Below are 25,799 nucleotides of genomic sequence, written 5' to 3' on the forward strand. Positions count from 1 at the left end.
CTCGTCCTCGGGGACGAAGGACTCGCTGTAGACCCACGCCGCGACCTTGCCGTGGCCGGACGGCTCCGCTGTGCTGATGGGTTTCCTCCGCTGGCGCTGGGCAAGATGTGTGCATCACGTGCGGCGTCAGGGTACAGCCCGTGGGAACGACTGGGCTTCAGCGTGCGTTGAGAGGACGATGACTTCTGTGAGTACTCGTGCAGCAGCAGACGTAAGTGCGTCGGTACCTTCCGGGCCCGGCGGCGCCGACCTGCCCTGGCAGCCGCCGACGTGGGAAGAGATCGTGCGCGAGCACTCCGCGCGCGTCTATCGGCTCGCCTACCGGCTGACCGGCAACAAGCAGGACGCCGAGGATCTCACGCAGGAGACCTTCATCCGGGTGTTCCGCTCGCTGTCCAGCTACACGCCGGGCACGTTCGAGGGCTGGCTGCACCGCATCACCACCAACCTGTTCCTCGACGGCGCGCGCCGCAAGAAGCGCATCCGCATGGAGGCGATGGGGGACGACGACGGTCACGTCGCCGACACCGGTGACTTCGGCCGCCCGGAGCGCGGGTACGAGCACGCCAACCTGGACCAGGACGTGCAGAAGGCGCTGGACGCCCTGCGCCCGGAGTACCGCGCCGCCGTCGTGCTGTGCGACATCGAGGGCCTGAGCTATGAGGAGATCGCCGTGACGCTTGGCGTCAAGCTCGGGACGGTGCGCTCCCGGATCCACCGGGCCCGCGCCCAGCTCCGCGACGCGCTGGAGCACCTGGCGCCCACGCGCGGGGGCGTCCGATGAGTCACCTCGGGGACCTGATCAGCGCGCTCGCGGACGGACAGCTCTCGCCCGCGGAGACCGAGCGTGCCCTGTCCCACGTGACGATGTGCCGGCTGTGCGCCCGTGAGCTGGACTCCGCCCGCGCGGCCCGGCGAGCGCTGTCCTCTGCTGCGGACGTGGTGCCCGACCCGGCCCTGACCGCGCGCCTGATGGCGCTCCAGGCCAGCATCCCACCCACCTCCGACGACCCGCTGCGGCGCCCCTTCCTCGGCCCGGACCCGCTGTCGGCGCCCGTGTGGCAGGCCTCGACGTTCAACGGCGGCGACGGCTTCGACGGCCGGATCGACCGCCCGGCGCGGCGCCGTCGGGCCGCCCGGATCACCGCTCTCGGGGTCGGCGGCGTGGGTGTGCTGGGGCTCGCGCTCTTCACGCTCGGCGACGTCCCTGTCGTGTCCCCGCAGCTGTCCGCCCAGACCAGCATGACCATGCTGGGCCGCACGGGACCGGACACGGCGGCGGCAGGCCAGGACGTGCTCGCCACGCTCGACGTCCCTCCCGGCCAGATCACGCCCGCAGCGCTCGACTGGGCGTCGGACAACGGCTGGGCGGCCCCCACGGAGCTGCCCGAGGGATACGAGGTCTCGGCGATGCGCCTGGTGGGCGACCAGGGGCAGACGCTCGAGATCGACCTCACCGGGCCCACCGGCCACGCGGTGGTCCGCGAACGCCCGGGCCAGCTGGCCCAGGAGGGCACCGCCGGCGCCGGGGACGTCCAGGTGCTGGCCACCGAGCCCGCCCATGTGGCATGGCAGTCGGAGGACATGGTGGTCGACGTCGTGGCGGACGCGCCGGAAGAGGTATTGACCGAGCTCGTGGCGTCGTTCGGTGAGCATGGCTACGATGCCGGGGTCCTGCCCCGCATCGCCCGCGGGTGGCACACCGTGACAGGAGTCATCGAAAGCCCATGACCGACGAGAACCCGTTCGCGCCGCCCACGCCGCGTGCAGCAGTGCCTTCCGCGAACGAGCCGAGGACTCCGGCAGCGGGCTCCGCGCCAGCGCCCGGCTCCGGGGCCGCGCCCGCAACCGGGCCGGAGGACCAGGGGCCGCGGCCGGTCGCCGCGCAGGAGCAGGCCACCGAGCAGCTGCCGCAGCGGCCCGGTGAGCAGCCCACCGCGCAGCTCCCGGCGTCGGGGTTCCTGACCACCGTGGCAGCTCCCTCCCTGGCCGGGACAGGAGCCGGGGACCCCCACGGGCCCCACTCCTCGCAGCACCCGGCCCCGCACGGGACCGACCCGCATGCCTCGCCGCACGCCACCTCACCGCACGCCACCTCGACCCGGCGCGGCAGGCTCGGCGCACGCGCGGTGTCCGCCGTCGTGCTCCTGGGCCTGCTGGCGGGCGCCGGCGGCGGTGTCGCCGCCTTCGCGCTGCTGGACTCGCAGGACTCGGCGCGGCCCGCGGACGCCGCGCTCCCGGAGCCGGCTTCGGGCGCCACCCAGGTGCAGCGCCCCGAAGGGTCGGTGGCCGCCATCGCGGCCGCGGCGCTGCCGAGCGTGGTCTCGATCGAGGTGCGCGCCCAGCAGGGCGTCGCGACGGGTTCCGGCATGATCCTCAAGGCTGACGGCTACATCCTGACGAACAACCACGTGGTCGCGGAGGCGGCGTCGGGGGCCGACGTCACCGTGACGTTCTCCGACGGGCACGAGCAGCCCGCCGAGCTCGTGGGCGCGACCCCCGACTACGACCTCGCGGTGATCCGGGTCGACGAGAGAGGTCTGGAGCCGCTGGTGCTGGGCGACTCCGACGAGGTGGTCGTCGGGGACTCGGTGCTCGCTGTCGGCTCCCCGCTCGGCCTGGAGGCGACCGTCACCACCGGCATCGTCAGCGCGCTCCACCGCCCCGTGAAGGCGGGTGAGGCCGCCGAGGCCGCGTTCATCGACGCCATCCAGACGGACGCCGCCATCAACCCCGGCAACTCGGGCGGACCGCTCGTGAACTCCGCCGGCGAGGTGATCGGCATCAACTCGGCCATCGCGCAGGGGCCGGGCACGGCCGCGGCCACGGGCAACATCGGCCTCGGCTTCGCGATCCCGTCCAACCAGGCACGGCACACGGCCGAGCAGCTCATCGAGACCGGCACCGCCACGTTCCCGATCATCGGCGTGCTGCTCGACCCCAGCTACCAGGGCGAGGGTGTGCAGGTCTCCAAGGAGCCGCAGCAGGGCACACCGGCCGTGACTCCGGACGGCCCTGCCGACCGGGCGGGCCTGGAGCCGGGCGACGTGATCCTCTCGATCGACGGCCGGCCCGTGTCGGTGGCCGACGAGCTCATCGTGGCCATCCGGGCCAAGGCGCCCGGCGATCCGGTCACGCTCCAGGTGCGTTCCGACGGCGACGAGCGCGAGGTCCGCGTGGTCCTCGAAGAGCGGGCGAGCGGCCAGTGAGCCGGGTTCATCCGGCGTTCTCCGGCAGGTCCCGCGACGCGAGTAGGCTCTGAGCGTGTTCGGCATCAATGGCTGGGAGCTCGTGATCATTCTGGTGGTCGCGATGCTCGTGATCGGCCCGGAACGGCTACCCGTGTACGCGGAGCAGCTCGGCTCGCTCGTGCGCCGTGGCCGCGACCTGCTCCAGACCGCGAAGGCGCGCGTGGACGACGAGCTCGGGCCCGAGTTCAACGACGTCGACTGGTCCAAGCTCGACCCGCGCCAGTACGACCCGCGCAAGATCGTCCGGGACGCGCTCCTCGACGACACCCCGTACGCGGGGCCGGCAGCCGCCGGCTCGGCGGCCGCGGCGCGTGCGGCGGAGCGGAACGGCACGCCCTCGGCCTCGGTCGGGGCGGCCGCGGAACCCGGGAAGGCGCCGTACGACGACGAAGCGACCTGACGATTCGGTGAGCGCGCAGGGACCTGCCAGAATGTTCGCCATGTCGTCCGAAACCACTACCGCGGTGGGTGCTGGTTCGTCTGCCCACCGCCCCGCCCGGGAGCGCATCTTCTCCGGGATGCAGCCCACCGACGGGTCGCTCCACCTGGGCAACTACATCGGTGCGCTGTCCCAGTGGATCGCGTTGCAGGACTCCTACGACGCGCTCTACTGCGTCGTGGACCTGCACGCCCTCACCGTGAGCCCCGACCCGGCGCTGCTGCGCGAGCGCACCCGCCGTACCGCCGCGCAGTATCTCGCCGGGGGCATCGACCCCGAGCGGTCGATCCTGTTCGTGCAGTCCCACGTGGCGGCGCACGCCGAGCTGGCGTGGCTCCTGAGCTGCCAGACCGGGTTCGGCGAGGCCGGGCGGATGACGCAGTTCAAGGACAAGTCGGCGAAGCAGGGCAGCGAGGGCACCACCGTCGGTCTCTTCACGTACCCCGTGCTGATGGCCGCCGACATCCTGCTGTACGACGCCGCCCTGGTCCCCGTGGGCGAGGACCAGCGTCAGCACCTGGAGCTCACCAGGGACCTCGCGGCGCGCCTGAACGGTCGCTTCGGGGAGGACACCGCCGTCGTGCCGGACGCACACATCGTCAAGGCCGTCGCGAAGATCCAGGACCTGCAGGACCCGAGCGCCAAGATGAGCAAGTCGAGCACGGGCGGCAAGGGCGTCGTCTGGCTGCTTGAGGACCCGAAGAAGGCGGTCAAGGCCATCAAGTCGGCGGTCACGGACGCGGACGAGTCGTACGGCGTCCGCTTCGACCCGGCGGAGAAGCCCGGCATCTCCAACCTCCTGACGATCTTCTCGGCGGTCACGGGCCGCGACATCGACGAGATCGCCAAGGAGTACGACGGCCGCGGCTACGGGTACCTCAAGGTGGACCTGGCCGACGCCGTCGTCGCCTTCCTCGAGCCGTTCCAGGCCCGGGCGAACACTTACCTCGCCGACCCGGCCGAGCTGGACCGCGTGCTGGCCGACGGCGCGGACCGGGCGCGCGCGATCGCCGGCCCGGTGCTGAACCGGATGTACGAACGGTTCGGTCTGCTCCCCGCACGAGGCATCCGGTGAACGTGCCCGAGCGGGGCCCCGGCCAGGTGCGCATCGGGATCGCCATCGAGATCCCGGAGCCCTACGCCGCTGAGCTGAGCGCGGCGCGGGTCGCCGCCGAGGACCCGCTCGCCGACTTCATCCCCCCGCACATCACGCTGCTGGGTCCCACCCTGCTCGACGCCGGGCAGCTCGCCGAGGCGCGGGAGCACCTGGCGGCGGTGGCCGCCGCGGCGGCGCCCTTCACGGTGAAGCTGCGCGGCACCGCCACCTTCCGGCCGATCTCGCCGGTCGTCTTCGTGGCGCTGGCGCAGGGGATCTCCGAGTGCGAGCGGCTCGAGGCGAACGTGCGCTCCGGGATCCTCGACGGGGAGCTGCGGTTCAACTACCACCCGCACGTGACGATCGCGCACGAGGTGCCCGACTCCTCCCTCGACAAGGCCTTCGAGGCGATGTCCGACTACTCGGCCGAGTTCGACGTCGACCGCTTCTACCAGTACGAGCACGGCGACGACGGCATCTGGCGTCCTCAGGCGGCCTTCCCCCTCGGCTGAGCCGGAGGTACAGCGCAGGGTGTGGGCCGGGGAACGACGCACGCGCCCCAAGCGGAACCGCAGGTTCAGCCGATACCGATAGAGCCTGACCCGTTTGCGCATAGGCTCGGACGCGATGAAGCGGCTGACAGAGCTCGGAAAAGCTGCCTGGGAGTGGTGGGGCACGACGCGTGTCGGTCGCACGCTCGCCAGGTTCGACGGCGCGAACGGCGGCGTGCTCAGCGGCGGTATGGCCTACGCGGCGCTGTTCTCCCTCTTCGCCGCCCTCGCCATCGGCTACACGGTGTTCGTCCGGGTCCTGGGCGGCGACGCCGACCTGCGGGTCGCGGTGCTGGACCAGGTGGACACCTGGGTGCCGGGCCTCGTGGACACGGGATCGGGTGGCGTGCTGTCGCCCTCGGATCTGGTGCTGTCCACGGGCCTGAGCTGGACGTCGGTGGTGGCTGCGGCGGTGCTGCTCTGGTCCGCCACCAACTTCATGGGTGCGCTGCGAACGTCGGTGCGAGCGATGTTCGGCGAGACCGACGGCATCGGCAACCCGCTGACCGACCGACTGCGGCAGCTCCTGGGGTTCGTCCTGCTCGGCGTCGGCATGCTGGTCACGGCCGCGGCCAGTGTGGCGGTCTCGACCGCGGTGCCGTGGCTCCTGGACCTCGTCGGCCTGGGAGAGGGTGTCGGCTGGGCGGTCCGTGGGGTCGGTCTGGTCCTGACCGTGGTGCTCGACACCGCGCTGATCGCCGCCATGATCGCGTGGGTGGGCCAGGTCCGCCCGCCCCGGCGGGACCTGTTCCTCGGCGCGCTGAGCGTCGGGATCGTCGCGGGCGGGCTCCGCCTCCTGGGCACCGAGGTGATCGCCGGCATCGCCACGCGCAACGCGCTCCTGGCATCCTTCGCCGTCGTGGTCACACTGCTGCTGCTCGTCAACCTCCTGGCCCGTGCGCTCCTCCTGGCCAGCGCCTGGATGTCCACGTCCGACATCCTCGAGCAGGACTCCGACGCCGACACCCCTGCACCGGCGAGGGACGTTCCGAGCGGGCACGCCGACAGCAGAGCCGCGGGCGGAAGATAGGGGCGGCCGGCCGTCAAGCCGTAGCGGAGCGCCCCCTGGGGCGCGTGAGCGAGGCCGGCCGCCCCTACCTTCCGCCCGCGGCGGAGGTGGAACGAAGGACGATCAGAAAGCCCGAGTAATCATCGCCCGCTTCACTTCCTGAATGGCCTTCGTGACCTCGATCCCACGCGGGCAGGCCTCGGTGCAGTTGAAGGTCGTGCGGCACCGCCACACGCCCTCCTTGTCGTTGAGGATCTCCAGGCGCTGCGAACCACCCTCGTCACGGCTGTCGAAGATGAACCGGTGCGCGTTCACGATCGCCGCCGGGCCGAAGTACTGGCCGTCCGTCCAGAACACCGGGCAGGACGACGTGCACGCGGCGCACAGGATGCACTTGGTGGTGTCGTCGAACCGGGCGCGGTCCTCGGGGGACTGGTAGCGCTCCTTGGAGGGCTCGTTCCCGGTGGTGACGAGGAACGGCATGATCTCGCGGTAGGAGGCGAAGAACGGCTCCATGTCGACGACGAGGTCCTTCACGACCGGCAGGCCCTTGATGGGCTCGACCGTGATCGGCTTGTCCGGGTTGACGTCCTTGAGGAGCGTCTTGCAGGCCAGCCGGTTGCGGCCGTTGATCCGCACCGCGTCCGAACCGCAGACGCCGTGCGCGCAGGAACGGCGGAACGTGAGCGAACCGTCCATGTCCCACTTGATCTTGTGCAGCGCGTCGAGCACGCGGTCGGTGCCGTGCGCCTCGACCGTGAAGTCCTCCCAGGTGGCCTCCTCGGACACCTCGGGGTTGAACCGCCGGACGCGCAGCGTCACCGTGAACGAGGGGATCTCGCCCGCGGGGGCAGGTGCGTCGGCTTCGAGTGTGGCAGTCATCAGTACTTACGCTCCATCGGCTCGTACCGGGTCTGGATGACGGGCTTGGAGCCCAGGACGACCTTGTAGCCGTCGAACTCCTCGACGTGGTCGAAGTAGCCCTCGATGTGGCCTTCGGCCTGGTCCGACGCCTCAGGCGGACGACGGTAGGCCATCGTGTGCAGCATGTAGTGGGCGTCGTCGCGGTTCGGGTAGTCCTCGCGGTAGTGACCGCCGCGCGACTCCTTGCGGTTGATGGCCGCCACCACGGTGACCTCGGCGATGTCGAGCAGGAAGCCCAGCTCGATGGCCTCGAGGAGGTCGGTGTTGAAGAGCTTTCCCTTGTCCTGCACCGACGCGTTGCGGTACCGCTTCTGCAGCTCACGGATGTCGGCCAGGGCCTCGTTCAGCGAATCGCCCGTGCGGAACACCTGGGCGTTGAGGTCCATGGTCTCCTGGAGCGCCTTGCGGATGTCCGCCACGCGCTCGCCGTCGGGCCGGTTGCGCATCTCGTCGAGCTGCGCGACCACGCGGACGGTCGGGTCTTCCGGGAGCTCGTGGAACGACGCCGTCTTGGCGTACTCCGCGGCCGCCCGGCCGGAACGCTTGCCGAACACGTTGATGTCGAGCAGCGAGTTGGTGCCGAGACGGTTGGAGCCGTGCACGGACACACACGCGACCTCGCCGGCGGCGTAGAGGCCCTTGACGACGTTGACGCCGTCGCGGAGCACCTCGCCCTTGACGTTGGTCGGCACGCCGCCCATCGCGTAGTGCGCGGTGGGGTAGACGGGCACGGGCTCGGTGTAGGGCTCGATGCCCAGGTACGTGCGTGCGAACTCGGTGATGTCCGGGAGCTTGGCGTCGATGTGCGCGGGCTCCAGGTGCGTCAGGTCGAGCAGCACGTAGTCCTTGTTCGGACCGGCGCCCCTGCCCTCCCGCACCTCGTTCGCCATGGACCGGGCGACGATGTCGCGCGGCGCGAGGTCCTTGATCGTCGGGGCGTAGCGCTCCATGAAGCGCTCACCCTCGGAGTTGCGCAGGATGCCGCCCTCGCCGCGGGCCGCCTCCGACAGCAGGATGCCGAGCCCCGCCAGACCTGTCGGGTGGAACTGGAAGAACTCCATGTCCTCCAGGGGCAGGCCGCGGCGGTACGCCAGGGCCATGCCGTCACCGGTCAGGGTGTGCGCGTTCGAGGTCGTCTTGAAGATCTTCCCGGCACCACCGGTGGCGAAGATGATCGCCTTGGCCTGGAACACGTGGATCTCGCCGGTGGCGAGGTCGTAGGCGACGACGCCGGTCGCGTTGACCTCCTCGCCCTCCGCGATCTCCTCGGTGGTGAGGTCGTGGTCCGTGATGAGGTCCAGCACGTAGAACTCGTTGAAGAACTCCACGTCCTGCTTGACGCAGTTCTGGTAGAGCGTCTGGAGGATCATGTGACCGGTGCGGTCCGCGGCGTAGCACGCGCGGCGGACGGCGGACTGCCCGTGGTCGCGGGTGTGCCCGCCGAAGCGGCGCTGGTCGATCTTGCCCTCGGGGGTGCGGTTGAACGGAAGGCCCATCCGCTCCAGGTCGAGGACCGACTCGATCGCCTCCTTGGCGAGGATCTCGGCCGCGTCCTGGTCGACGAGGTAGTCACCGCCCTTGACGGTGTCGAACGTGTGCCACTCCCAGTTGTCGTCCTCGACGTTCGCGAGGGCTGCCGCCATGCCGCCCTGGGCGGCACCGGTGTGGGATCGGGTGGGGTACAGCTTGGAGATCACCGCGGTGCGGGCCTCCTTGGACGACTCGAGGGCGGCGCGCATCCCGGCGCCGCCGGCGCCGACGATGACAACGTCGTACTGATGGGTCTGCATCGGGCTCGATGCCTCCTGCTGAAGAGTTTCGGAGTGTGGGGCTGGGGGAAGTGCTGGTGCTACGCCGTGCAGAAGGAGGGCAGCAGCTCCGCGGGGGAGTTGGCCGGGCACGGGTCGAACGTGAAGATCACCAGGGTGCCGAGCACGACCACGACGGTGAACGCCAGGTAGAGCAGGCCCTTGAGGATGCCTCGCGTCATGTCACGCGTGGCGTAGTCGTTGATGATCGTGCGCACGCCGTTGGTGCCGTGGATCATGGCGAGCCACAGCATGAGGAGGTCCCAGACCTGCCACATCGGGTTGGCCCACTTGCCGGCGACGAAGCCGAAGTCGATCGCGTGGACGCCGTCGCCGACCATCAGGTTGACGAACAGGTGCCCGAAGATGAGGACCAGGAGCACGACGCCCGAGGCCCGCATGAAGACCCAGGAGTACAGCTCGTAGTTGCCGCGCGTCGTCCTGCGCCGCACGTACGGGGAGCGCGGGGAGTCGATCTTTGCCACCGCTGCGGTTCCGTGTGCCATCAGTGACCCCCGGTGAAGACGTTGATGAGGTGCCGCGGCAGGAAGCCTGCCATCGTCACGACGAAGAGACCGATGACCACCCAGAGCATCGTCTTCTGGTACCGAGGGCCCTTGGCCCAGAAGTCCACCAGGAGGATGCGGATGCCGTTGAAGGCGTGGAAGACGATCGCGGCCACGAGCCCGGCCTCGCCGAGTCCCATGATCTCGGTCTGGTAGGTGCTGATCGCTGCGTTGTACGCCTCGGGGGACACGCGCACCAGCGCTGTGTCGAGCACGTGCACGAGCAAGAAGAAGAAGATCAGCACGCCGGTCACGCGGTGCGCGACCCATGACCACATGCCTTCACGGCCGCGGTATAACGTGCCTGCTGGTGCGGTGGGCACTTCGGGAGCCTCCTATGGCTGTCCGGCTGGGGGTGGCTGGTCCCCACTGTAATGACAACTGGTCGCCTTGATCGCCGCCCGGCGGCCCTTACGGGCATCAAGACGCGGCATTTGTGACTGATCCCACAGGGGAGATGTCGCCGCTTCGGGCACCCGTCAGGTTGCTCGCGCGTTGCTGCCCGGACCCGCCCCTGGGATCAACCAGGGTTCGCCCGGATTTCGGCGAGTTTTGGCTGCGGGAACACTGTCCGGCTGACATCCTGCGGGGCATGACTTCGGCCGCCGCCCCATCGTCCCCGATCGACGACTTCTTCGCAGTGGTACCGGCCGGTGGGTCCGGCACCCGGCTCTGGCCGCTCTCCCGCGGCGGGGAGCCCAAGTTCCTGCACGACCTCGTGGGCTCGGGCATGTCCCTGCTCCAGGCCACCGAGCACCGGCTGCGTCCGCTGGTGGGACCGGACGGCATCGTCCTCGTGACCGGGGAGCAGCACGTCGCCGCCTGCCGTGCGCAGCTGCCCGGCCTGTCCGCCGACTCCGTGCTCGCCGAGCCGTCGCCGCGCGAGTCCATGGCGGCGATCGGCCTGGCGGCGGCCGTGCTGGAGAAGCGGCACGGCGACGTGGTGATCGGGTCGTTCGCCGCGGACCACGTGATCCATGGCACGCGCGCGTTCGAACTCGCGGTCCGGGAGGCGGTGGCCGCGGCGCGCGCCGGCTACGTGACGACCGTCGGGATCGCGGCCTCCCGGCCGTCCACCGCGTTCGGGTACGTGCGCTCGGGCGAGCCGCTCGGGGTCGAGGGGGCACCGCACACGCTGCACGTGCGGGGATTCACGGAGAAGCCGGACGCCGCCACGGCACGGCTCTACCTCGCCTCGGGCGAGTACCGGTGGAACGCGGGCATGTTCGTCTCGCGGACGTCTGTGCTCCTGGGGCACCTCGCCGAGCAGCGGCCCGAGCTGCACGACTCCCTGCGGCTCGTCGCGGACGCGTGGGACACCCCGCGCCGTGCCGAGGTGCTCGCGGACGTGTGGCCCGGCCTGGAGAAGATCGCGATCGACCACGCGGTGGCCGAGCCGGTCGCCGAGGCAGGCGGTGTCGCCGTCGTGCCGGGGACGTTCGGCTGGGACGACGTCGGGGACTACAACTCGCTCGCCGTCCTCCTGCCGTCCGACGACGACCGCGGTGCCAAGGTCCTGGGCGACCCGGCCGACGTGCTCCGCATCGACAGCGCCGGCTCCGTGGTGGTTCCGGCGTCGGGCCGGCTGGTGACGGTCCTGGGGCTGGACGACGTCGTGGTCGTCGACACGCCCGACGCGTTGCTCGTCACCACGCGGGCCCGTGCCCAGCAGGTGAAAGAGGTGGTGGCGGCGGTGCGTGAGCGGGGCCGCGAGGACCTTCTCTGACCCAGCCCGGAGCCGCAGGTCTCACGGTCGTCCGCATGGTGGGACGGATCGTCCGCCACTGTGTCTCGCGGGCCGGACAGCGCTACCGTGGGTCAGGTGAACCCGACCCCGCAGCCCGTCAGTCTCGCCGACTTCGATCAGATCGTTTCGGGCGATCAGATGCCGGTGGGAGACGTGCCCGGAGGCAACGTGACGGATGTCGTAGCGGCGCTGGCCGCCCGTGTGAGGGAGCTGGCCGGGGCCCTGGACGCCGAGCTGATCGCGTTCCGCCGCGACGTGCACGCCCACCCGGAGCTGTCCCGCAAGGAGACCCGCACCACGCACGCCGTCGCCGCACGCCTGCGGGAGGCGGGCCTCGAGCCGCGCCTGCTACCCATCGGCTCGGGCCTGGTGTGCGACATCGGCCCCGACCGCGGCCCCGACGGCGAGGGCCGGGTCGGCCTGCGCGCCGACCTCGACGCCCTCCCGCTGCAGGAGACCAGCGGTGTGGAGTTCGCCTCGACCGAGCCGGGTGTCGCGCACGCCTGCGGGCACGACGTGCACACCACCGTGGTCCTCGGAGCGGGCCTCGTGCTCGCCCGCCTGGCGGAGGAGGGGCGGCTGCGGCGCGGCGTCCGGCTCTTCTTCCAGCCGGCCGAGGAGGTCTTCCCCGGCGGCGCCGAGGACATCATCAACCGCACCTCCGAGCTCGACGGCGTCGACCGCATGACGGCGCTGCACTGCGACCCCAAGTTCGACGTCGGCCACGTGGGCACCCGGATCGGCCCGATCACCTCGGCCAGCGACTCCGTGAGCGTGACGATCTCGTCGCCCGGCGGTCACACCTCCCGTCCGCACCTCACCGGTGACGTCGTCTTCGCGCTCGGCCAGGTCATCACGCAGACACCCGCCGTGCTCGGCCGCCGGCTCGACCCGCGGTCCGGCGTGAACCTGACGTGGGGCGCGGTCCAGGCGGGCTCGACGCCCAACGCGATCCCGTCCACGGGCATCGTCAAGGGCACCCTGCGCTGCCTCGACGTGCGCGCGTGGGAGAAGGCGGGCGAGCTGGTGCGCGAGGCCGTGGAGCAGATCGTCGCCCCGTACGACGTGAGTGTCACGGTGACCGTGACGCACGGCGTGCCGCCGGTCGAGAACCAGGCGGCGGCCACCTGCGACCTCGAGGACGCGGTCCGCGAGGTCGTCGGCCCCGACGCCGTGCAGCTCACCGAGCAGTCCATGGGGGGCGAGGACTTCGCCTGGTTCCTCCGCAAGGTGCCCGGCACCATGGCCCGCCTCGGCGTGCGCACCCCCGGCGGCCGCACCTACGACCTGCACCAGGGCGACCTCGTGGTCGACGAGCGAGCGATCGGCGTCGGCGTCCGTGCCCTCGCCCAGTTTGCGGCGAGCTGACCGCAGGATGTTCCTGCCGATGACGCTTCGGTAACGACTTCCTCCGGTTACCGTCTCGAAACGCGAAATGCGGGATGCGCTGGCTACCCTCGGTGCGGTATAGGGCCCGGATCTGTTTGGATAGGGCCCGTCTGGACCATCGAAGGAGCACCAGTGAAGAAGGCTGTTCGGCTCACCGCCCTCGCGGGAGCAGCGGCACTCGCACTCTCGGCGTGCGGCGCCGCCCCTGAAGAGACCACCGGTGGCGAGGCCACCAGTGACTTCAAGCCCTGCATCGTGTCGGACGCCGGTGGCTTCGACGACAAGAGCTTCAACCAGCTCAGCTTCGAAGGCGCCACGGCTGCCGCCGAGGAGCTCGGCACGGAGCTGGTCGACGTCCAGTCCGCGTCGGAGAGCGACTACAAGGGCAACGTCGAGTCGCTCGTCGCCGAGGGGTGCGACGCGATCGTCACCGTCGGCTTCGCGCTGTCCGCCACCACCATCGAGTCGGCCACGGAGAACCCGGACATCGACTACATCCTCGTCGACGACGCCGCGGACGCGGACTTCGACGGAAACGCCGACGCCGAGAACATCAAGCCGCTGCTGTACGACACGGCGCAGGCCGCGTTCCTCGCGGGTTACCTCTCCGCCGGCTACTCGGAGGCGGGCAAGGTCGGCACGTTCGGCGGTATGGACTTCCCGACCGTGACGATCTTCATGGACGGCTTCAAGCAGGGCGTCGACTACTACAACGAGACCAAGGGCACCGACGTCGAGCTGGTCGGCTGGGACGGCAAGAAGGGCTCCTTCACGGGTGGCTTCGCGGCCGACCCGGCGGCGAAGACCACCGCTCAGAACATCCTGGACCAGGGTGTCGACGTGATCCTGCCGGTCGGCGGGCCCATCTACCAGTCCGCTATGGACGCCATCGCCGACTCCGGCGAGGACGTCGCCCTGGTGGGCGTCGACGCCGACTTCTACGAGTCGGACCCGGCCACGCAGGACCTCGTCCTGACCTCGATCCTCAAGGGGATGGACGTCTCGACGAAGGAGGCGGTCATCGCCTCGGGCAACGAGGAGTTCGACGCGACGCCGTACGTCGGCACCCTCGAGAACGGTGGGGTGGACCTCGCGCCGCTGCACAACTTCGAGGACAAGGTGGACCCGGCCCTCTGGGAAGAGGTCCAGACTCTCAAGGAGTCCATCATCGCCGGCGACGTCGAGGTGAAGTCCTACCTCGCCGAGTGATGGCCTGGCAGGCTGATCGGTAGCCGTCAGAGACTTGACGCAAGATGGTCCCGGGGGGCACGGCTCGCGCTGTGCGCCCCGGGACCTGTCATGAGCAGGACCCCTTTCGGGAAGGATTCCTATGCGGCTCGAGCTGCGCGGCATCACCAAGCGCTTCGGCGCGCTCGTCGCGAACGACCACATCGACCTGGTGGTTCAACCAGGCGAGATCCACTCGCTCCTGGGCGAGAACGGGGCGGGCAAGTCCACCCTGATGAACGTGCTCTACGGCCTGTACGAGGCGGACGAGGGCGAGATCCTGCTGGACGACGTGGTCCAGCACTTCTCCGGCCCCGGTGACGCGATGGGCGCCGGCATCGGCATGGTGCACCAGCACTTCATGCTCGTCCCGGTCTTCACCGTCGCCGAGAACGTCATGCTCGGCCACGAGCAGACCCGCGGCGGCGGCCGCCTCGACCTGGAGGCCGCCCGCGCGCAGGTGCGGGAGATCTCCGCCCGGTTCGGCTTCCACGTGGACCCCGACGCCGTCGTCGAGGACCTGCCGGTGGGCGTTCAGCAGCGCGTCGAGATCATCAAGGCGCTGTCCCGCAACGCGGACGTGCTGGTCTTCGACGAGCCGACGGCGGTGCTCACCCCGCAGGAGACCGACGAGCTGATGGCGATCATGCGCCAGCTGCGCGACGAGGGCTCCGCGATCGTGTTCATCACCCACAAGCTGCGCGAGGTGCGCGCCGTCGCGGACCGCATCACCGTGATCCGCCACGGCAAGGTGGTGGGGGAGGCCCTGCCGACGGCGTCGGACGCCGAGCTCGCCTCGCTCATGGTGGGCCGCTCCGTCGAGCTGACCGTCCGCAAGGACGCGCCCACGCTGCACGACAACGGGCTGAAGGTCACCGACCTGGTGGTCACCAGCGAGTCGGGCACCGTGGTGGTCGACAACGTCAGCTTCGAGGTGCGCGGCGGCGAGGTGCTCGTCGTCGCGGGCGTGCAGGGCAACGGGCAGACCGAGCTCACCGAGGCCCTGCTCGGGCTGGAGGGCGACGTGTCGGGGAGCATCACGCTCGACGGCAAGGAGCTCGTGGGCCGGTCCGTGCGCCACATCCTCGACGCCGGTGTGGGCTTCGTCCCCGAGGACCGCACGCACGACGGCCTGATCGGCGAGTTCACCATCGCCGAGAACCTCATGCTCGACCGCTCCGACGGCCAGCCGTTCGTCAAGGGCGGCGCGCTCCAGCTCGGGTTCCGGGACAAGTTCGCGGAAGAGAAGGTCGCCGAGTTCGACGTCCGCACGCAGGGCATCACCACACCGGTGGGGCGTCTGTCGGGCGGCAACCAGCAGAAGGTGGTGCTCGCGCGCGAGCTGTCGCGCGACCTGCGCCTGTTCGTCGCGGCACAGCCGACCCGCGGCGTGGACGTGGGATCGATCGAGTTCATCCACAAGCGGATCATCGAGACCCGGGACGCCGGTGTTCCGGTGATGGTGGTCTCCACCGAGCTGGACGAGGCGGTGGCCCTGGCCGACCGCATCATGGTGATGTACCGCGGCACGGTGGTCGGCGTCGTACCCGCGGACACCCCGCGCGACGTGCTGGGTCTGATGATGGCGGGGATCTCCCCGGAGGACGCGAAGGGAGAGGTCGCGTGAGCGCGCCTGAGTCCAACACGGGATCGAGCTCCGGTCCCGAGCAGGAGCCCGGGCTCGACCCGGGCACCGCGGAGGAGCTGGAGCAGGAGCGAGCCCGCGAGGCCGGGCCGGTCGTCGACCCGGTCGACACCGAGAGCCGCCTGGCCAAGGCGCTCCAGCAGACCATGAGCAGCTCGTGGACGGTGTCCGTGGGCGCGGTGCTGCTCGCCGTCGTGGCAGGCTCGATCATGATCGCCTTCACCAACGACGGGGTGAAGGCGGCCTCCTCGTACTTCTTCGCCCGGCCGGGCGACACCCTCGTCGCGCTCGGACAGGCGATCGGCGGCGCGTACTCCGCGCTGTTCCGCGGTTCCGTGGTGAACCTCCAGGCGACGGACTTCGTCACCGCCATCCGACCGCTCACGGAGACGCTCACCTACGCGACCCCGCTCATCGCGGCGGGCCTCGGCGTGGCGCTCGCCTTCCGGGCCGGCCTGTTCAACATCGGTGGCCAGGGACAGATGCTCGTGGCGGCCGCGTCGGCGGGCTGGGTGGCCTTCGGGGTGAGCGGCGTGCCGTTCCCGCTGCACCTGCTGATGGCGCTCGTGGCCGGTATCGCGGCCGGCGCGCTGTGGGCCGGGCTGGCGGGCCTGCTCAAGGCTCGCACCGGGGCGCACGAGGTGATCGTCACGATCATGCTCAACTACGTGGCGTTCTACCTGATCGCCTACCTCCTGGCGACGCCGGGCCTGCTGCAGGCTCCCGGGTCGTCCAACCCGAAGACGCCGCCGACACCCGAGTCGGCCCAGCTGCCGAGCCTCCTGGGTGACCGGTTCAACCTGACGTGGGGCTTCGTGCTGGCCCTGCTCGCCGTCGTCGGCGTGTGGTGGCTGCTCAACCGGTCGTCCGCGGGCTTCGCGTTCCGCGCCGTCGGCGAGAACCCGCGCGCCGCGCGGGTGGCCGGCATCGACACGGGCCGCGCCACGGTGAGCTCGATGCTCGTGGCCGGCGGACTCGTCGGCCTGGCCGGTGCCTCGCAGGTCCTCGGCGGCGTCACCACCGGCTTCAGCTCCGACATCGACGCGGGTATCGGGTTCGACGCCATCACCGTCGCACTGCTCGGCGGGTCCAACCCGTGGGGCGTGCTCGCGGCGGGCATCCTGTTCGGCGCCTTCAAGGCCGGTGGTACGACCATGCAGGCCGCCGAGGGCGTCCCGAGCGACATCGTGCTCGTGGTCCAGTCGCTCATCGTGCTGTTCATCGCGGCCCCGCCGCTGATCCGGGCGATCTTCCGGCTGCCTGACCCGAACCGGCGTCGGGCAGCGAAGAAGACGAAGGCGACCCGGAACCGGAAGGAGGCGGCAGCGTGAGCGCCGACCACAAGACCACTCAGCTCGACGTGCCGCTGTCGGAGACGGCGCGCACCGTCACCGTCGTGACGTGGAAGGCGGCGAGCGTGCTGCTCGCCGTGACGGTGCTGTACGCGCTGCTGCTCGTGGCGGTCCCGCACTCGGGGGACACGCGGTTCCTGCTGTCACACCGTGGCGACTTCTTCCAGATCCCGGTCATCGTGGTGCCGGCCGGTCCTCTCGCCTGGGTGTGCGGTGCGGTCATGCTCGCGGTGACGGCGTTCGTCGCCGTGCTCACCGCGCGCCGCACCAGGACGCCGCTGTGGCTGGTGGTCCTGTTCGCGCTGGCCGCGCTGACGGGCTTCCTGGCCTGGGCCGGGGCCGGCAGCCCGCGTGACCTTTCCGTCGTCGGCCTGCTCGGCGGCGCGGTGCTGTGGTCCGTGCCGTTCGTGTACGGCGCGCTGGGCGGCGTCATCGGAGAGCGTGCCGGCGTGGTCAACATCGCCATCGAGGCGCAGCTGCTCGGCGCGGCCTTCACCGCGGCGATCGTCTCGTCGATCACGAACAGCGCGGTGGCCGGTCTGGCCGCCGCGGTGTTCGCCGGCGCGCTCGTGTCGCTCGTGCTCGGCCTGTTCGCGATCACCTACCACGTGAACCAGGTGATCGTGGGTGTGGTGCTGAACGTGCTGGTCGTCGGGCTGACGAGCTTCCTGTACTCCCAGGTGCTCGTGCCGGGTGCCGAGAACTTGAACTCGACCACGCGGTTCTCGTCGATCCCGATCCCCGTGCTGTCCGACATCCCGGTGCTCGGCCCGGTGCTGTTCAACCAGCCGCTGCTCATCTACCTGATGTTCATCGCCGTGCCCGCCGTCTGGTACGCGCTGAACCGGACCCGCTGGGGCCTGCGGCTGCGGGCGGTGGGTGAGCATCCGAAGGCCGCCGACACGGTCGGCATCAACGTCGTGCGCACGCGCTACAACGCGGTGCTCGTCGCGGGCGCCGTGGCCGGGCTGGGTGGTGCGTTCTACACGACCGTCTACCTGAGCCAGTTCGGCGAGAACATGACCGGCGGCGCCGGCTACATCGCGCTCGCCGCCGTCATCTTCGGCAAGTGGGACCCGGTGCGGGCCGCGTTCGCGGGCCTGCTGTTCGGGTTCGCGTCCAACCTGCAGAACGTGCTCTCCGTCGTGGGCTCGCCCGTGCCCAGCCAGTTCATGCTCATGGTGCCGTACGTCGTCACCCTGCTCGCCGTGGCGGGCCTGGTCGGGCGTTCGCGCCCGCCGGCCGCGTCGGGCGAGCCGTACATCAAGGGGTGAGGATGATGGACGTGGACCCTGTAGACGCTGTTCCCGCGGCCGAGGCGGTCGACTGGGCGAGCCTGCGGGCGGCAGCCCGGAGTGCGCTCGAGAAGGCGTACGTGCCGTACTCGCAGTACCCCGTCGGTGCGGCGGCCTTCGCCGACGACGGGCGGCTGCTCACCGGCGCCAACGTCGAGAACGCCGCGTACGGAGTGACGCTGTGTGCCGAGTGCTCGCTGGTCAGCGCCCTGGTGATGTCGGGCGGTGGCAGGTTCGCGGCGTTCACGTGCGTGAACGCGCTGGGCGAGACGATCATGCCGTGCGGCCGGTGCCGCCAGATCCTCTGGGAGCACGGCGGGCCGGAGCTCCTGGTGGACACCCCGCTGGGGATCGTGCCGATGACGGAAGTACTGCCCCAGGCCTTCGGGCCGGGCGACCTGGACCACGTGCGGAAGGCAACCCGATGACCGAGCAGTTCGATGCCGTCGACATCATCCGGGCCAAGCGGGACCGGGAGTCCCTGACCGACCCGCAGATCGACTGGCTCGTCGACGCCTACACCCGGGGTGTGGTGGCCGACGAGCAGATGTCCGCGATGACCATGGCGATCCTCCTGAACGGCATGTCCCGCGCGGAGATCTCCCGGTGGACCCACGCGATGATCGAGTCCGGGGAGCGCATGTCGTTCGCCGGTCTCTCCCGGCCGACGGCGGACAAGCACTCCACCGGCGGTGTGGGCGACAAGATCACGCTGCCGCTGGCGCCGCTCGTGGCGGCGTTCGACGTCGCGGTGCCGCAGCTCTCTGGCCGCGGCCTGGGCCACACCGGCGGCACCCTCGACAAGCTGGAGTCCATCCCCGGCTGGCGGGCCTCGTTGTCCAACGACGAGATGATGGCGCAGCTCGACTCGGTCGGGGCCGTCATCTGCGCCGCCGGAGCGGGCCTCGCCCCGGCCGACCGCAAGCTGTACGCGCTGCGGGACGTCACGGGAACCGTCGAGGCGATCCCGCTCATCGCGAGCTCGATCATGTCCAAGAAGATCGCCGAGGGCACCGGCGCCCTGGTGCTCGACGTGAAGGTCGGCTCCGGCGCGTTCATGAAGACCCTGGAGAGCGCGCGCGAGCTCGCCCGCACCATGGTGGACCTCGGGACCGACGCCGGCGTGCGCACCGTGGCCCTGGTCACCGACATGTCGGTGCCGCTCGGGCGCACCGCGGGCAACGCCCTGGAGGTGCGCGAGTCGCTCGAGGTGCTGGCGGGCGGCGGGCCGGCCGACGTCGTCGACCTCACCGTCGCGCTCGCCGTCGAGATGCTCGCGGCGGCCGACCGCCCCGCCTCGGAGGCGGACGTCCGCGAGGCCCTGGCCGACGGCCGGGCCATGGACAAGTGGCGGGCCATGATCGCGGCGCAGGGTGGCGACGTCGACGCGCACCTGCCGGTCGCGAAGGAGTCGGAGACGGTGGTGGCCCAGGAGTCCGGCGTGCTGGTGTCGCTCGACGCGTACGCCGTCGGGGTGGCCGTGCACCGGCTCGGCGCTGGCCGGGTGCGCAAGGAGGACGCGGTCCAGGCCGCGGCGGGCATCGAGATCCACGTGAAACCGGGGGAGCCGGTGGCCGCCGGCCAGCCCCTGTTCACCCTGCACACCGACACCCCGGAGCGGTTTGCCCGGGCGCGCGAGGCGCTCGAGGGCGGCTGGGCGGTCGAGCCGGAGGGCGTGGGCGGCGGTGTGCTCGGCGGCACGCTGGCCGGCGCGGCGAGCGCGCTGTCGACGGTGGACGTGGGTGCGGGGGCACTGGTCGGGGCAGCGCTGGCGGCCGATGAGTCGGTGGTCCTGGACCGGATCGTCTGACCCGAGGGTCCGTCGCAGGCGCCTGACCTGGGCGTCCGGTGCGCGTCCGGCTCGCCCACGCGCCCCAGCGTGGCGAACCGGCGAGTCGCGCGGGTCCGGCTTAGCCTGGCGATGTGCCGTCGACATTGCGCCTTTCGTCCCTGCTTGGCGGTATGCGTGCGTTCGCCGGGCCGATACCGACTCCGCCGCCGCCGGGCCGCTTCGTGCGACCGGTCGTGCCCGACGACGTCGAGCGGCACCTCGAGTCGGTGACGTCCCGTGCCCGGCGCTCCGTGCTGGATCCGCTGGCACGGGAGCGCGGTACCGGGACCGTCGGCTTTCCCCGGCGGCTGAACCTGCCGTCCCTCGACGGCACCACGGCGGCCGCGGTGCAGGTCGACGAGACCACGTGCGGGTCGGCGGTGCTGGCGATGCTCGGGCTGGCCGGTGACCCGCGTGCTGCCCTCAAGCTCGCGACCGAAGACCCGGCGGGCCGCTTCGTGCGGCTGCAGCATGCGGTCCAGGCCGCGACCAACCGACGCGGCCTGGGGGTCGTGGCCTGGCCGCGCACGTACGGCACGCCGCCCTGGGGCGCCGCGCGCCTCGCCACCTACGGTGGTGTGCGCTACACGCACCGGGTGGCCGGGTCGCGGGCGCTGCTGGAGGCTGCGGTCGCGAGCGCGCGGGCGGGTATCCCGGTGCCCCTGTACACGGGTGGTGACGTCACGAGCGGCTGGGACTCGGCGGTCCCGCGCCACGTCGTGCTGCTCACCCTGGCCGACGGCGAGGGTACGGAGGGCAGCGCGGTCCTGTACGAGCCGTCGGGTGCCGGGCTGCACACGGTTCCTGTCGCGGCGCTCCTCGACCCGCCCCCTGCGCCGCCGGGCGGGCCCGACATGTCGTTGTCGACCGGCGACCGGACCGCCGCCCGCGTACGCAAGGCGCTGACCGCCGCGCTCGGCGGCTGGCCCCACGTGGCGTGGGTGCTGTTGCCGGAACGGGCCGGGCAGTGGCAGGGTGACGACGCCCGGGTGACGATGGAAGACCGCTGACGAGGAGGCCCCGATGAGCACGCTCCCTGGACCCGACTCCTGGCGTGACGCCGGCCTGGTCCCCCCTGAGGACGCCGAGGTCGACGCCGCGCACGAGCCCGACGAGTACGTCCCCGACGCGCCACGTCCGGACAACGACGGGGTCGCAGCCGAGGCTGACGTCGTGGAGCAGGCGCTGGACGTCCCGACGGACGCCGACGAGGAAGAGAGCCCCGACGCCGGCTGACGGCCGGCTGTCGGTGCCGGACGGTAGGTTGTCAGCATGACCACGCAAGACCCCGGGGCGCGCCCCGGTGAGGCGCTGCTACGCGCCCTGCCCAAGGTTGTCCTGCACGACCACCTCGACGGAGGGCTGCGCCCGCAGACCGTCCTCGAGCTCGCGGACGCCGCCGGGCACACCCTGCCGGCCGGCGACGCGGACTCCCTTTCCGACTGGTTCCGTGACTCGGCCGACTCCGGTTCGCTGGTGCGTTACCTGGAGACCTTCGACCACACGATCGCCGTCATGCAGACGGCCGACAACCTGGCCCGCGTCGCGCGCGAGGCGGTGCTGGACCTCGCGGCCGACGGCGTCGTGTACGCCGAGCAGCGCTGGGCGCCGGAGCAGCACCTGGCCGGTGGGCTGTCGCTCGCCGAGGCCGTGGAGGCCGTCCAGGCAGGGATCGACGACGGCATCGCCGCGGCGGCGGCCGACGGGCATCTCATCCGGGTGGGCCAGCTCGTCACCGCCATGCGCCACCAGGACCGCTGGCAGGAGATCGCGGAGCTCGCCGTCACCTACCGCGACCACGGCGTGGTCGGGTTCGACATCGCCGGGCCCGAGGCCGGGTATCCGCCGTCGCGCCACCTCGGTATCTGGCGGTACCTCGCGGAGCATGACGTGCCCGTGACGATCCACGCGGGTGAGGCCGACGGCCTCGACTCCATCGGGCAGGCGGTGCACCTGGGGCACGCCGACCGGCTGGGCCACGGAGCCCGGATCATCGACGACATCGCCTTCGTCGTGGACGGAGATCCCGCCGAGAATGGCCTCTCGAACGACGGGCACGGGGGAGCCGCCGACCTGGGTCGCCTCGCGCACTGGGTGCGCGACCACCAGATCCCGCTCGAGCTGTGCCCGGTCTCGAACCTGCAGACGGGTGCGGCCGAGTCCATCGCGAAGCACCCGATCACCCGCCTCAAGGAGCTGGACTTCGCGGTCACGCTCAACACGGACAACCGCCTGATGTCTCGTACGTCGATGACGCACGAGATGAAGCTCCTCGTCGACGAGGCAGGCTGGACGCTCGACGACCTCGTCGACGTGACCGTCACCGCCGCCTGGGGTGCGTTCATGCACCACGACGAGCGGCGAGACCTCGTGGAGCAGGTCATCCTGCCCGGAATCCAGAAAGTAGAAGGTGCCCTCGTATGACCGCTCAGCCTGAAGCACCACGGACTCCCGCCGTGCCGCACGACAAGGCGGCGCTGGCCGCGTACGTCGACCACACGCTTCTCAAGCCGGAGGCGACGGCGGCCGACGTCGCCACGCTCGTCGAGGAGGGCGCCGCCCTCGGCGTGTTCTCGGTGTGCGTGTCCCCGTCGTTCGTTTCGCTCGCCGTCGAGGTGGCCGCCGGGCGGCTCGCCGTCGCCACGGTGTGCGGGTTCCCGTCGGGCAAGCACATGGGAGACGTGAAGGCGTTCGAGGCCGCTCGTGCCATCGCCGACGAGGCGGACGAGATCGACATGGTCATCGACATCGGCACCGCGCGGGCCGGCCGGTTCGACGTCGTGGAGGCCGACATCGCGGCCGTGCGCGCCGCCGTGCCGAACGACCGGGTCCTCAAGGTGATCATCGAGTCGGCAGCGCTGACGGACGAGCAGATCGTGGGCGCGTGCAGGGCGGCGCAGGCCGCCGGGGCGGACTTCGTGAAGACGTCGACGGGCTTCCACCCGGCCGGCGGCGCGTCGGTGCACGCCGTGTCGCTCATGGCGCGGACCGTCGGCGCGGCCGGCGGCGGCACACTCGGGGTGAAGGCCTCGGGCGGGATCCGCGACCTCGACGCGGCGCTCTCGATGATCGAGGCGGGCGCGACCCGGCTCGGCCTGTCGGGCACGGCGTCGGTCCTGGCCGGCTTCGACGAGGGAGCGGCAGCCGCCCCCGCGCCGACCTCGGACACCTACTGATCCTTCGCCTCCCCCGCTGCGGCTCCACCGCGGGGGAGGCGGGTCACGCCTCCGCGGCCGCCCCGGCGACGGGTGGGTAGGCTCCCGGACATGTCTGCGCATCAGCCTGCTGACCAGGGTTTTTCGTCGTCCCGGCCGACGGAGCCGGGCAGCCTTGTCCGGGTGCGCTACCGCAAGTGGGACGGCACGCCCCACTGGGTCTTCGACGGGTACTACCTGGGCTCGGACGAGCACGGCCTGTGGGTGGGGTTCCGGGCCGGGACACGGTTCTCGCGGCCGGGCGCGAGGTACCGGTCGACCGGGGCGGGCGTGGGATTCTTCGGGGACGTCGGCTGGACCCCTTCCCTGTACCGCGGGCACCCGGAGGGCATGCTGTCGTACAGCGACCTCACCACGGTGCCGCAGTGGCGGCGCGCGCCCGCCCGCTTCCTCGCACCCCGCGGCCGCGCACGCTTCGAGGTGACGGCCGTCGACCTGGACCTCGACGTCATCGCCTTCGAGGCGGGCACGGCCGACCCGCGCGGCCAGTACTTCATCGACGACGAGGACGAGTTCGCCGAGCACTCCGTCCGGTACGGGTACCCGCCGTCGGTCGTCGCCACGGTCCGGGCGGACGCTGACGCCCTGCTCGCCGCGGTGTCCGCGGGGGAGCCGCCCTACGACGAGGCGACGGCGAAGCGCTGGTTCGCCGTGCTCGACGGTCTGTAACCGCCCGCGGGGCACCCCTGGAGCTCAGCGGGCGGAGCCGCGCACCTCAGTGCGCGCTGAGCACCAGGTCGTCCTGCTCCACCGCGGCGCGCCACTCCGCCTTCTCGGCCCGCCAGTGTTCGTCGTCGCGACCCCGCCGCCAGTAGCCCGACGCCGACAGCAGCTCGCGCGGCACCCCGAGCGTCCCGCGCGCCCAGCGGCGCAGGTCGCGGACGCAGCCGGCCTCGCCGTGCAGGAACGTGTGCGGCACGCCGTCCGGCAGCTCGGCGGCCTGCACGACGTCGGCCACGCTCGCTCCCGTCGACCGGTGAACCCACGTGAGGTGAAGGTCGGCGGCGCTCGCGATCGCCTGCTCCTCGGACGCGTCGGAGACCTCGACGAAGACGTGGGCCACAGCGCCGTCGGGCAGCGCCTCGCACGCGGCGGCGATGGCCGGGAGGGCGGACTCGTCACCGACCATGAGGTGCCACGGGGCGTCGGGGGATGGCGCGTAGTCGCCGCCCGGTCCCACGAACGACACCTCGTCTCCCGGCCGGACGCGCTGCGCCCAGGGACCGCCGTAACCGACGTCGCCGTGCGTGACGATGTCGATGTCCCAGCTGGACTCGGCGACGTTGCGGATCGTGTAGGTACGGAGAACCGGGCGGCCCTCGGGTTCGGGGGACTCGGCCATGACGAGCTTGATGTAGCGGTCCGTCTGCGGCGTCGGGTCGACGGCGGCCAGCGCCTGGCCACCGATCGTCACCCGGATCATGTGCGGGGTCAGGTGCCGGACTGCGGTCACGGTCGCCGTGGTGCGGACTCCCTTGCCGGGCTTGCCGTTCGGTGCGTTCGTGGTCTGCGTCATTGTGAGGTAAGCCTAACCTCCGTGGCGGACGAGCGCCGGTGTGGTGTGCGTCACGGGCGAAAGGCCCCGGTTGTCGCCGGCAGGCCGGAACGGCCAGGTGGCGCGTTCTAGCATGGGTCCGTCATCGATTTTTTCTGTCAGGAGTCCTTCGTGAAGATCGCTGTTGTCGGCACGGGTTATGTCGGTCTGTCCAATGCCGTGCTGCTCGCGCAGCACCACGAGGTCTGGGCCCTGGACGTCGACCCGGTCAAGGTCGCCCAGGTCAACGACCGCATCTCCCCGATCGTGGACACCGAGCTGGAGGAATACCTCACCAGCCACCCCCTGAACCTGACCGCGACCCTGGACAAGGACGCGGCCTACACCGGTGCGCAGGTCGTGGTCGTGGCGACCCCGACGAACTACGACGAGATCAGCAACTTCTTCGACACGTCCTCGGTCGAGACCGTGATCAGCGACGTCCTGGCCCGTACCCCCGACGCGACGATCGTGGTCAAGTCGACCATCCCCGTCGGGTTCACCGAACGAGTCCGGGCCGAGCACCCCGGCGCCGGCATCGTGTTCTCCCCCGAGTTCCTGCGCGAGGGCCGGGCCCTGCACGACAACCTGCACCCCTCACGCATCGTGGTCGGCGACCGTACCGAACGCGGTAAGCAGTTCGCCGACCTGCTCCTGGAAGGCGCGGTCACCAAGGACGTCCCGATCCTGCTGACCGACCCCACCGAGGCCGAGGCGATCAAGCTGTTCGCCAACACCTACCTCGCGCTGCGGGTGGCGTACTTCAACGAGCTGGACACCTACGCCGCGACCCACGGCCTGGACACCGCGCAGATCATCGAGGGCGTCGGCCTGGACCCCCGCATCGGGTCGCACTACAACAACCCGTCCTTCGGGTACGGCGGGTACTGCCTGCCCAAGGACACCAAGCAGCTCCTGGC

26 protein-coding genes are annotated in these 25,799 nt (G+C 71.2%); 21 read left to right on the top strand and 5 right to left on the bottom strand.

The window, feature by feature from the left end:
• The first annotated feature begins 178 nt into the window (after positions 1-178).
• The 7 genes from sigE to LUU90_RS22030 all read left to right on the top strand — a co-directional run bounded on the left by sigE (position 179) and on the right by LUU90_RS22030 (position 6,367).
• Positions 179-784, top strand: a complete 606-nt coding sequence (sigE, locus tag LUU90_RS22000; protein WP_275006093.1) for an RNA polymerase sigma factor SigE — start codon at positions 179-181, stop codon at positions 782-784.
• Positions 781-1,731: a zf-HC2 domain-containing protein gene (locus LUU90_RS22005; protein WP_275006094.1), complete on the top strand. Its 951-nt coding sequence runs from the start codon at positions 781-783 to the stop codon at positions 1,729-1,731. Before sigE ends, LUU90_RS22005 begins: the two co-directional genes overlap by 4 nt.
• A complete protein-coding gene (locus LUU90_RS22010; protein WP_275006095.1) occupies positions 1,728-3,209 on the top strand; it encodes a trypsin-like peptidase domain-containing protein in 1,482 nt (493 codons plus the stop codon). Before LUU90_RS22005 ends, LUU90_RS22010 begins: the two co-directional genes overlap by 4 nt.
• 55 nt (positions 3,210-3,264) lie before the next feature.
• Entirely contained in the window at positions 3,265-3,651 is a 387-nt protein-coding gene (locus LUU90_RS22015; protein ID WP_275006096.1) for a twin-arginine translocase TatA/TatE family subunit, read from the top strand.
• A 40-nt stretch (positions 3,652-3,691) separates the two neighbouring features.
• Positions 3,692-4,765, top strand: coding sequence for a tryptophan--tRNA ligase (gene trpS / locus LUU90_RS22020; RefSeq protein WP_275006097.1), 1,074 nt, complete (start codon positions 3,692-3,694; stop codon positions 4,763-4,765).
• The gene (locus LUU90_RS22025; protein ID WP_275006098.1) at positions 4,762-5,298 is read left to right on the top strand and encodes a 2'-5' RNA ligase family protein; all 537 of its coding nucleotides are present in this window, start codon (positions 4,762-4,764) and stop codon (positions 5,296-5,298) included. The genes trpS and LUU90_RS22025 overlap by 4 nt, the downstream gene beginning before the upstream one ends.
• Before the next feature lie 115 nt (positions 5,299-5,413).
• Positions 5,414-6,367 carry a YihY/virulence factor BrkB family protein gene (locus tag LUU90_RS22030; RefSeq protein WP_275006099.1) on the top strand — a complete coding sequence of 318 codons (954 nt, stop codon included), beginning with the start codon at positions 5,414-5,416 and terminating at the stop codon, positions 6,365-6,367.
• 102 nt (positions 6,368-6,469) lie between these two features.
• Here the strand turns inward: LUU90_RS22030 and LUU90_RS22035 are convergent, their stop codons facing one another.
• Genes LUU90_RS22035 through sdhC form a run of 4 tightly spaced genes read right to left on the bottom strand, consistent with a single transcriptional unit; the run spans position 6,470 to position 9,967 of the window.
• Positions 6,470-7,228 (bottom strand): succinate dehydrogenase iron-sulfur subunit, encoded by a 759-nt coding sequence (locus LUU90_RS22035; RefSeq protein WP_275006100.1) that lies wholly within the window; start codon positions 7,226-7,228, stop codon positions 6,470-6,472.
• On the bottom strand, positions 7,228-9,060 hold the full coding sequence (gene sdhA / locus LUU90_RS22040; protein WP_275006101.1) for a succinate dehydrogenase flavoprotein subunit: 1,833 nt from the start codon (positions 9,058-9,060) through the stop codon (positions 7,228-7,230). Before sdhA ends, LUU90_RS22035 begins: the two co-directional genes overlap by 1 nt.
• A gap of 59 nt (positions 9,061-9,119) precedes the next feature.
• Complete coding sequence (locus LUU90_RS22045; protein ID WP_275006102.1) at positions 9,120-9,584, bottom strand: succinate dehydrogenase hydrophobic membrane anchor subunit; 465 nt, start codon at positions 9,582-9,584, stop codon at positions 9,120-9,122.
• Positions 9,584-9,967, bottom strand: coding sequence for a succinate dehydrogenase, cytochrome b556 subunit (gene sdhC / locus LUU90_RS22050; RefSeq protein WP_275006103.1), 384 nt, complete (start codon positions 9,965-9,967; stop codon positions 9,584-9,586). The genes LUU90_RS22045 and sdhC overlap by 1 nt, the downstream gene beginning before the upstream one ends.
• Before the next feature lie 269 nt (positions 9,968-10,236).
• On the opposite strand from sdhC, the gene LUU90_RS22055 reads away from it, so the two are divergent.
• From LUU90_RS22055 to LUU90_RS22115, 13 genes are all read left to right on the top strand, one after another.
• A complete protein-coding gene (locus tag LUU90_RS22055) occupies positions 10,237-11,370 on the top strand; it encodes a mannose-1-phosphate guanylyltransferase (RefSeq protein ID WP_275006104.1) in 1,134 nt (377 codons plus the stop codon).
• A gap of 159 nt (positions 11,371-11,529) precedes the next feature.
• Positions 11,530-12,759, top strand: a complete 1,230-nt coding sequence (locus tag LUU90_RS22060; RefSeq protein ID WP_275006120.1) for an amidohydrolase — start codon at positions 11,530-11,532, stop codon at positions 12,757-12,759.
• 153 nt (positions 12,760-12,912) lie between these two features.
• The gene (locus tag LUU90_RS22065) at positions 12,913-13,989 is read left to right on the top strand and encodes a BMP family lipoprotein (RefSeq protein ID WP_275006105.1); all 1,077 of its coding nucleotides are present in this window, start codon (positions 12,913-12,915) and stop codon (positions 13,987-13,989) included.
• Between the two features lie 121 nt (positions 13,990-14,110).
• Positions 14,111-15,634, top strand: a complete 1,524-nt coding sequence (locus tag LUU90_RS22070) for an ABC transporter ATP-binding protein (RefSeq protein ID WP_275006106.1) — start codon at positions 14,111-14,113, stop codon at positions 15,632-15,634.
• Positions 15,631-16,983 (top strand): ABC transporter permease, encoded by a 1,353-nt coding sequence (locus LUU90_RS22075; RefSeq protein ID WP_275006107.1) that lies wholly within the window; start codon positions 15,631-15,633, stop codon positions 16,981-16,983. Before LUU90_RS22070 ends, LUU90_RS22075 begins: the two co-directional genes overlap by 4 nt.
• The gene (locus tag LUU90_RS22080; protein WP_275006108.1) at positions 16,980-18,278 is read left to right on the top strand and encodes an ABC transporter permease; all 1,299 of its coding nucleotides are present in this window, start codon (positions 16,980-16,982) and stop codon (positions 18,276-18,278) included. The genes LUU90_RS22075 and LUU90_RS22080 overlap by 4 nt, the downstream gene beginning before the upstream one ends.
• A gap of 5 nt (positions 18,279-18,283) precedes the next feature.
• Entirely contained in the window at positions 18,284-18,727 is a 444-nt protein-coding gene (locus LUU90_RS22085) for a cytidine deaminase (protein WP_275006121.1), read from the top strand.
• Entirely contained in the window at positions 18,724-20,109 is a 1,386-nt protein-coding gene (locus tag LUU90_RS22090; protein WP_275006109.1) for a thymidine phosphorylase, read from the top strand. Before LUU90_RS22085 ends, LUU90_RS22090 begins: the two co-directional genes overlap by 4 nt.
• Before the next feature lie 113 nt (positions 20,110-20,222).
• On the top strand, positions 20,223-21,140 hold the full coding sequence (locus tag LUU90_RS22095) for a hypothetical protein (RefSeq protein ID WP_275006110.1): 918 nt from the start codon (positions 20,223-20,225) through the stop codon (positions 21,138-21,140).
• A 13-nt stretch (positions 21,141-21,153) separates the two neighbouring features.
• Positions 21,154-21,366, top strand: a complete 213-nt coding sequence (locus LUU90_RS22100; protein WP_275006111.1) for a hypothetical protein — start codon at positions 21,154-21,156, stop codon at positions 21,364-21,366.
• A gap of 36 nt (positions 21,367-21,402) precedes the next feature.
• A complete protein-coding gene (locus tag LUU90_RS22105) occupies positions 21,403-22,554 on the top strand; it encodes an adenosine deaminase (RefSeq protein ID WP_275006112.1) in 1,152 nt (383 codons plus the stop codon).
• Complete coding sequence (deoC, locus tag LUU90_RS22110; RefSeq protein WP_275006113.1) at positions 22,551-23,306, top strand: deoxyribose-phosphate aldolase; 756 nt, start codon at positions 22,551-22,553, stop codon at positions 23,304-23,306. Before LUU90_RS22105 ends, deoC begins: the two co-directional genes overlap by 4 nt.
• 90 nt (positions 23,307-23,396) lie before the next feature.
• Positions 23,397-24,014, top strand: a complete 618-nt coding sequence (locus LUU90_RS22115) for a hypothetical protein (RefSeq protein WP_275006114.1) — start codon at positions 23,397-23,399, stop codon at positions 24,012-24,014.
• 46 nt (positions 24,015-24,060) lie between these two features.
• On the opposite strand, the gene LUU90_RS22120 is transcribed toward LUU90_RS22115, so the two are convergent.
• Positions 24,061-24,861, bottom strand: a complete 801-nt coding sequence (locus LUU90_RS22120) for a siderophore-interacting protein (protein ID WP_275006115.1) — start codon at positions 24,859-24,861, stop codon at positions 24,061-24,063.
• 150 nt (positions 24,862-25,011) lie between these two features.
• Here LUU90_RS22120 and LUU90_RS22125 point away from each other — a divergent pair.
• A partial coding sequence (locus tag LUU90_RS22125) for a nucleotide sugar dehydrogenase (RefSeq protein WP_275005297.1) occupies positions 25,012-25,799 on the top strand: 788 nt, incomplete at its 3' end.

The organism is Promicromonospora iranensis (genome assembly GCF_028994775.1).
Lineage (GTDB): Bacteria > Actinomycetota > Actinomycetes > Actinomycetales > Cellulomonadaceae > Promicromonospora > Promicromonospora iranensis_A.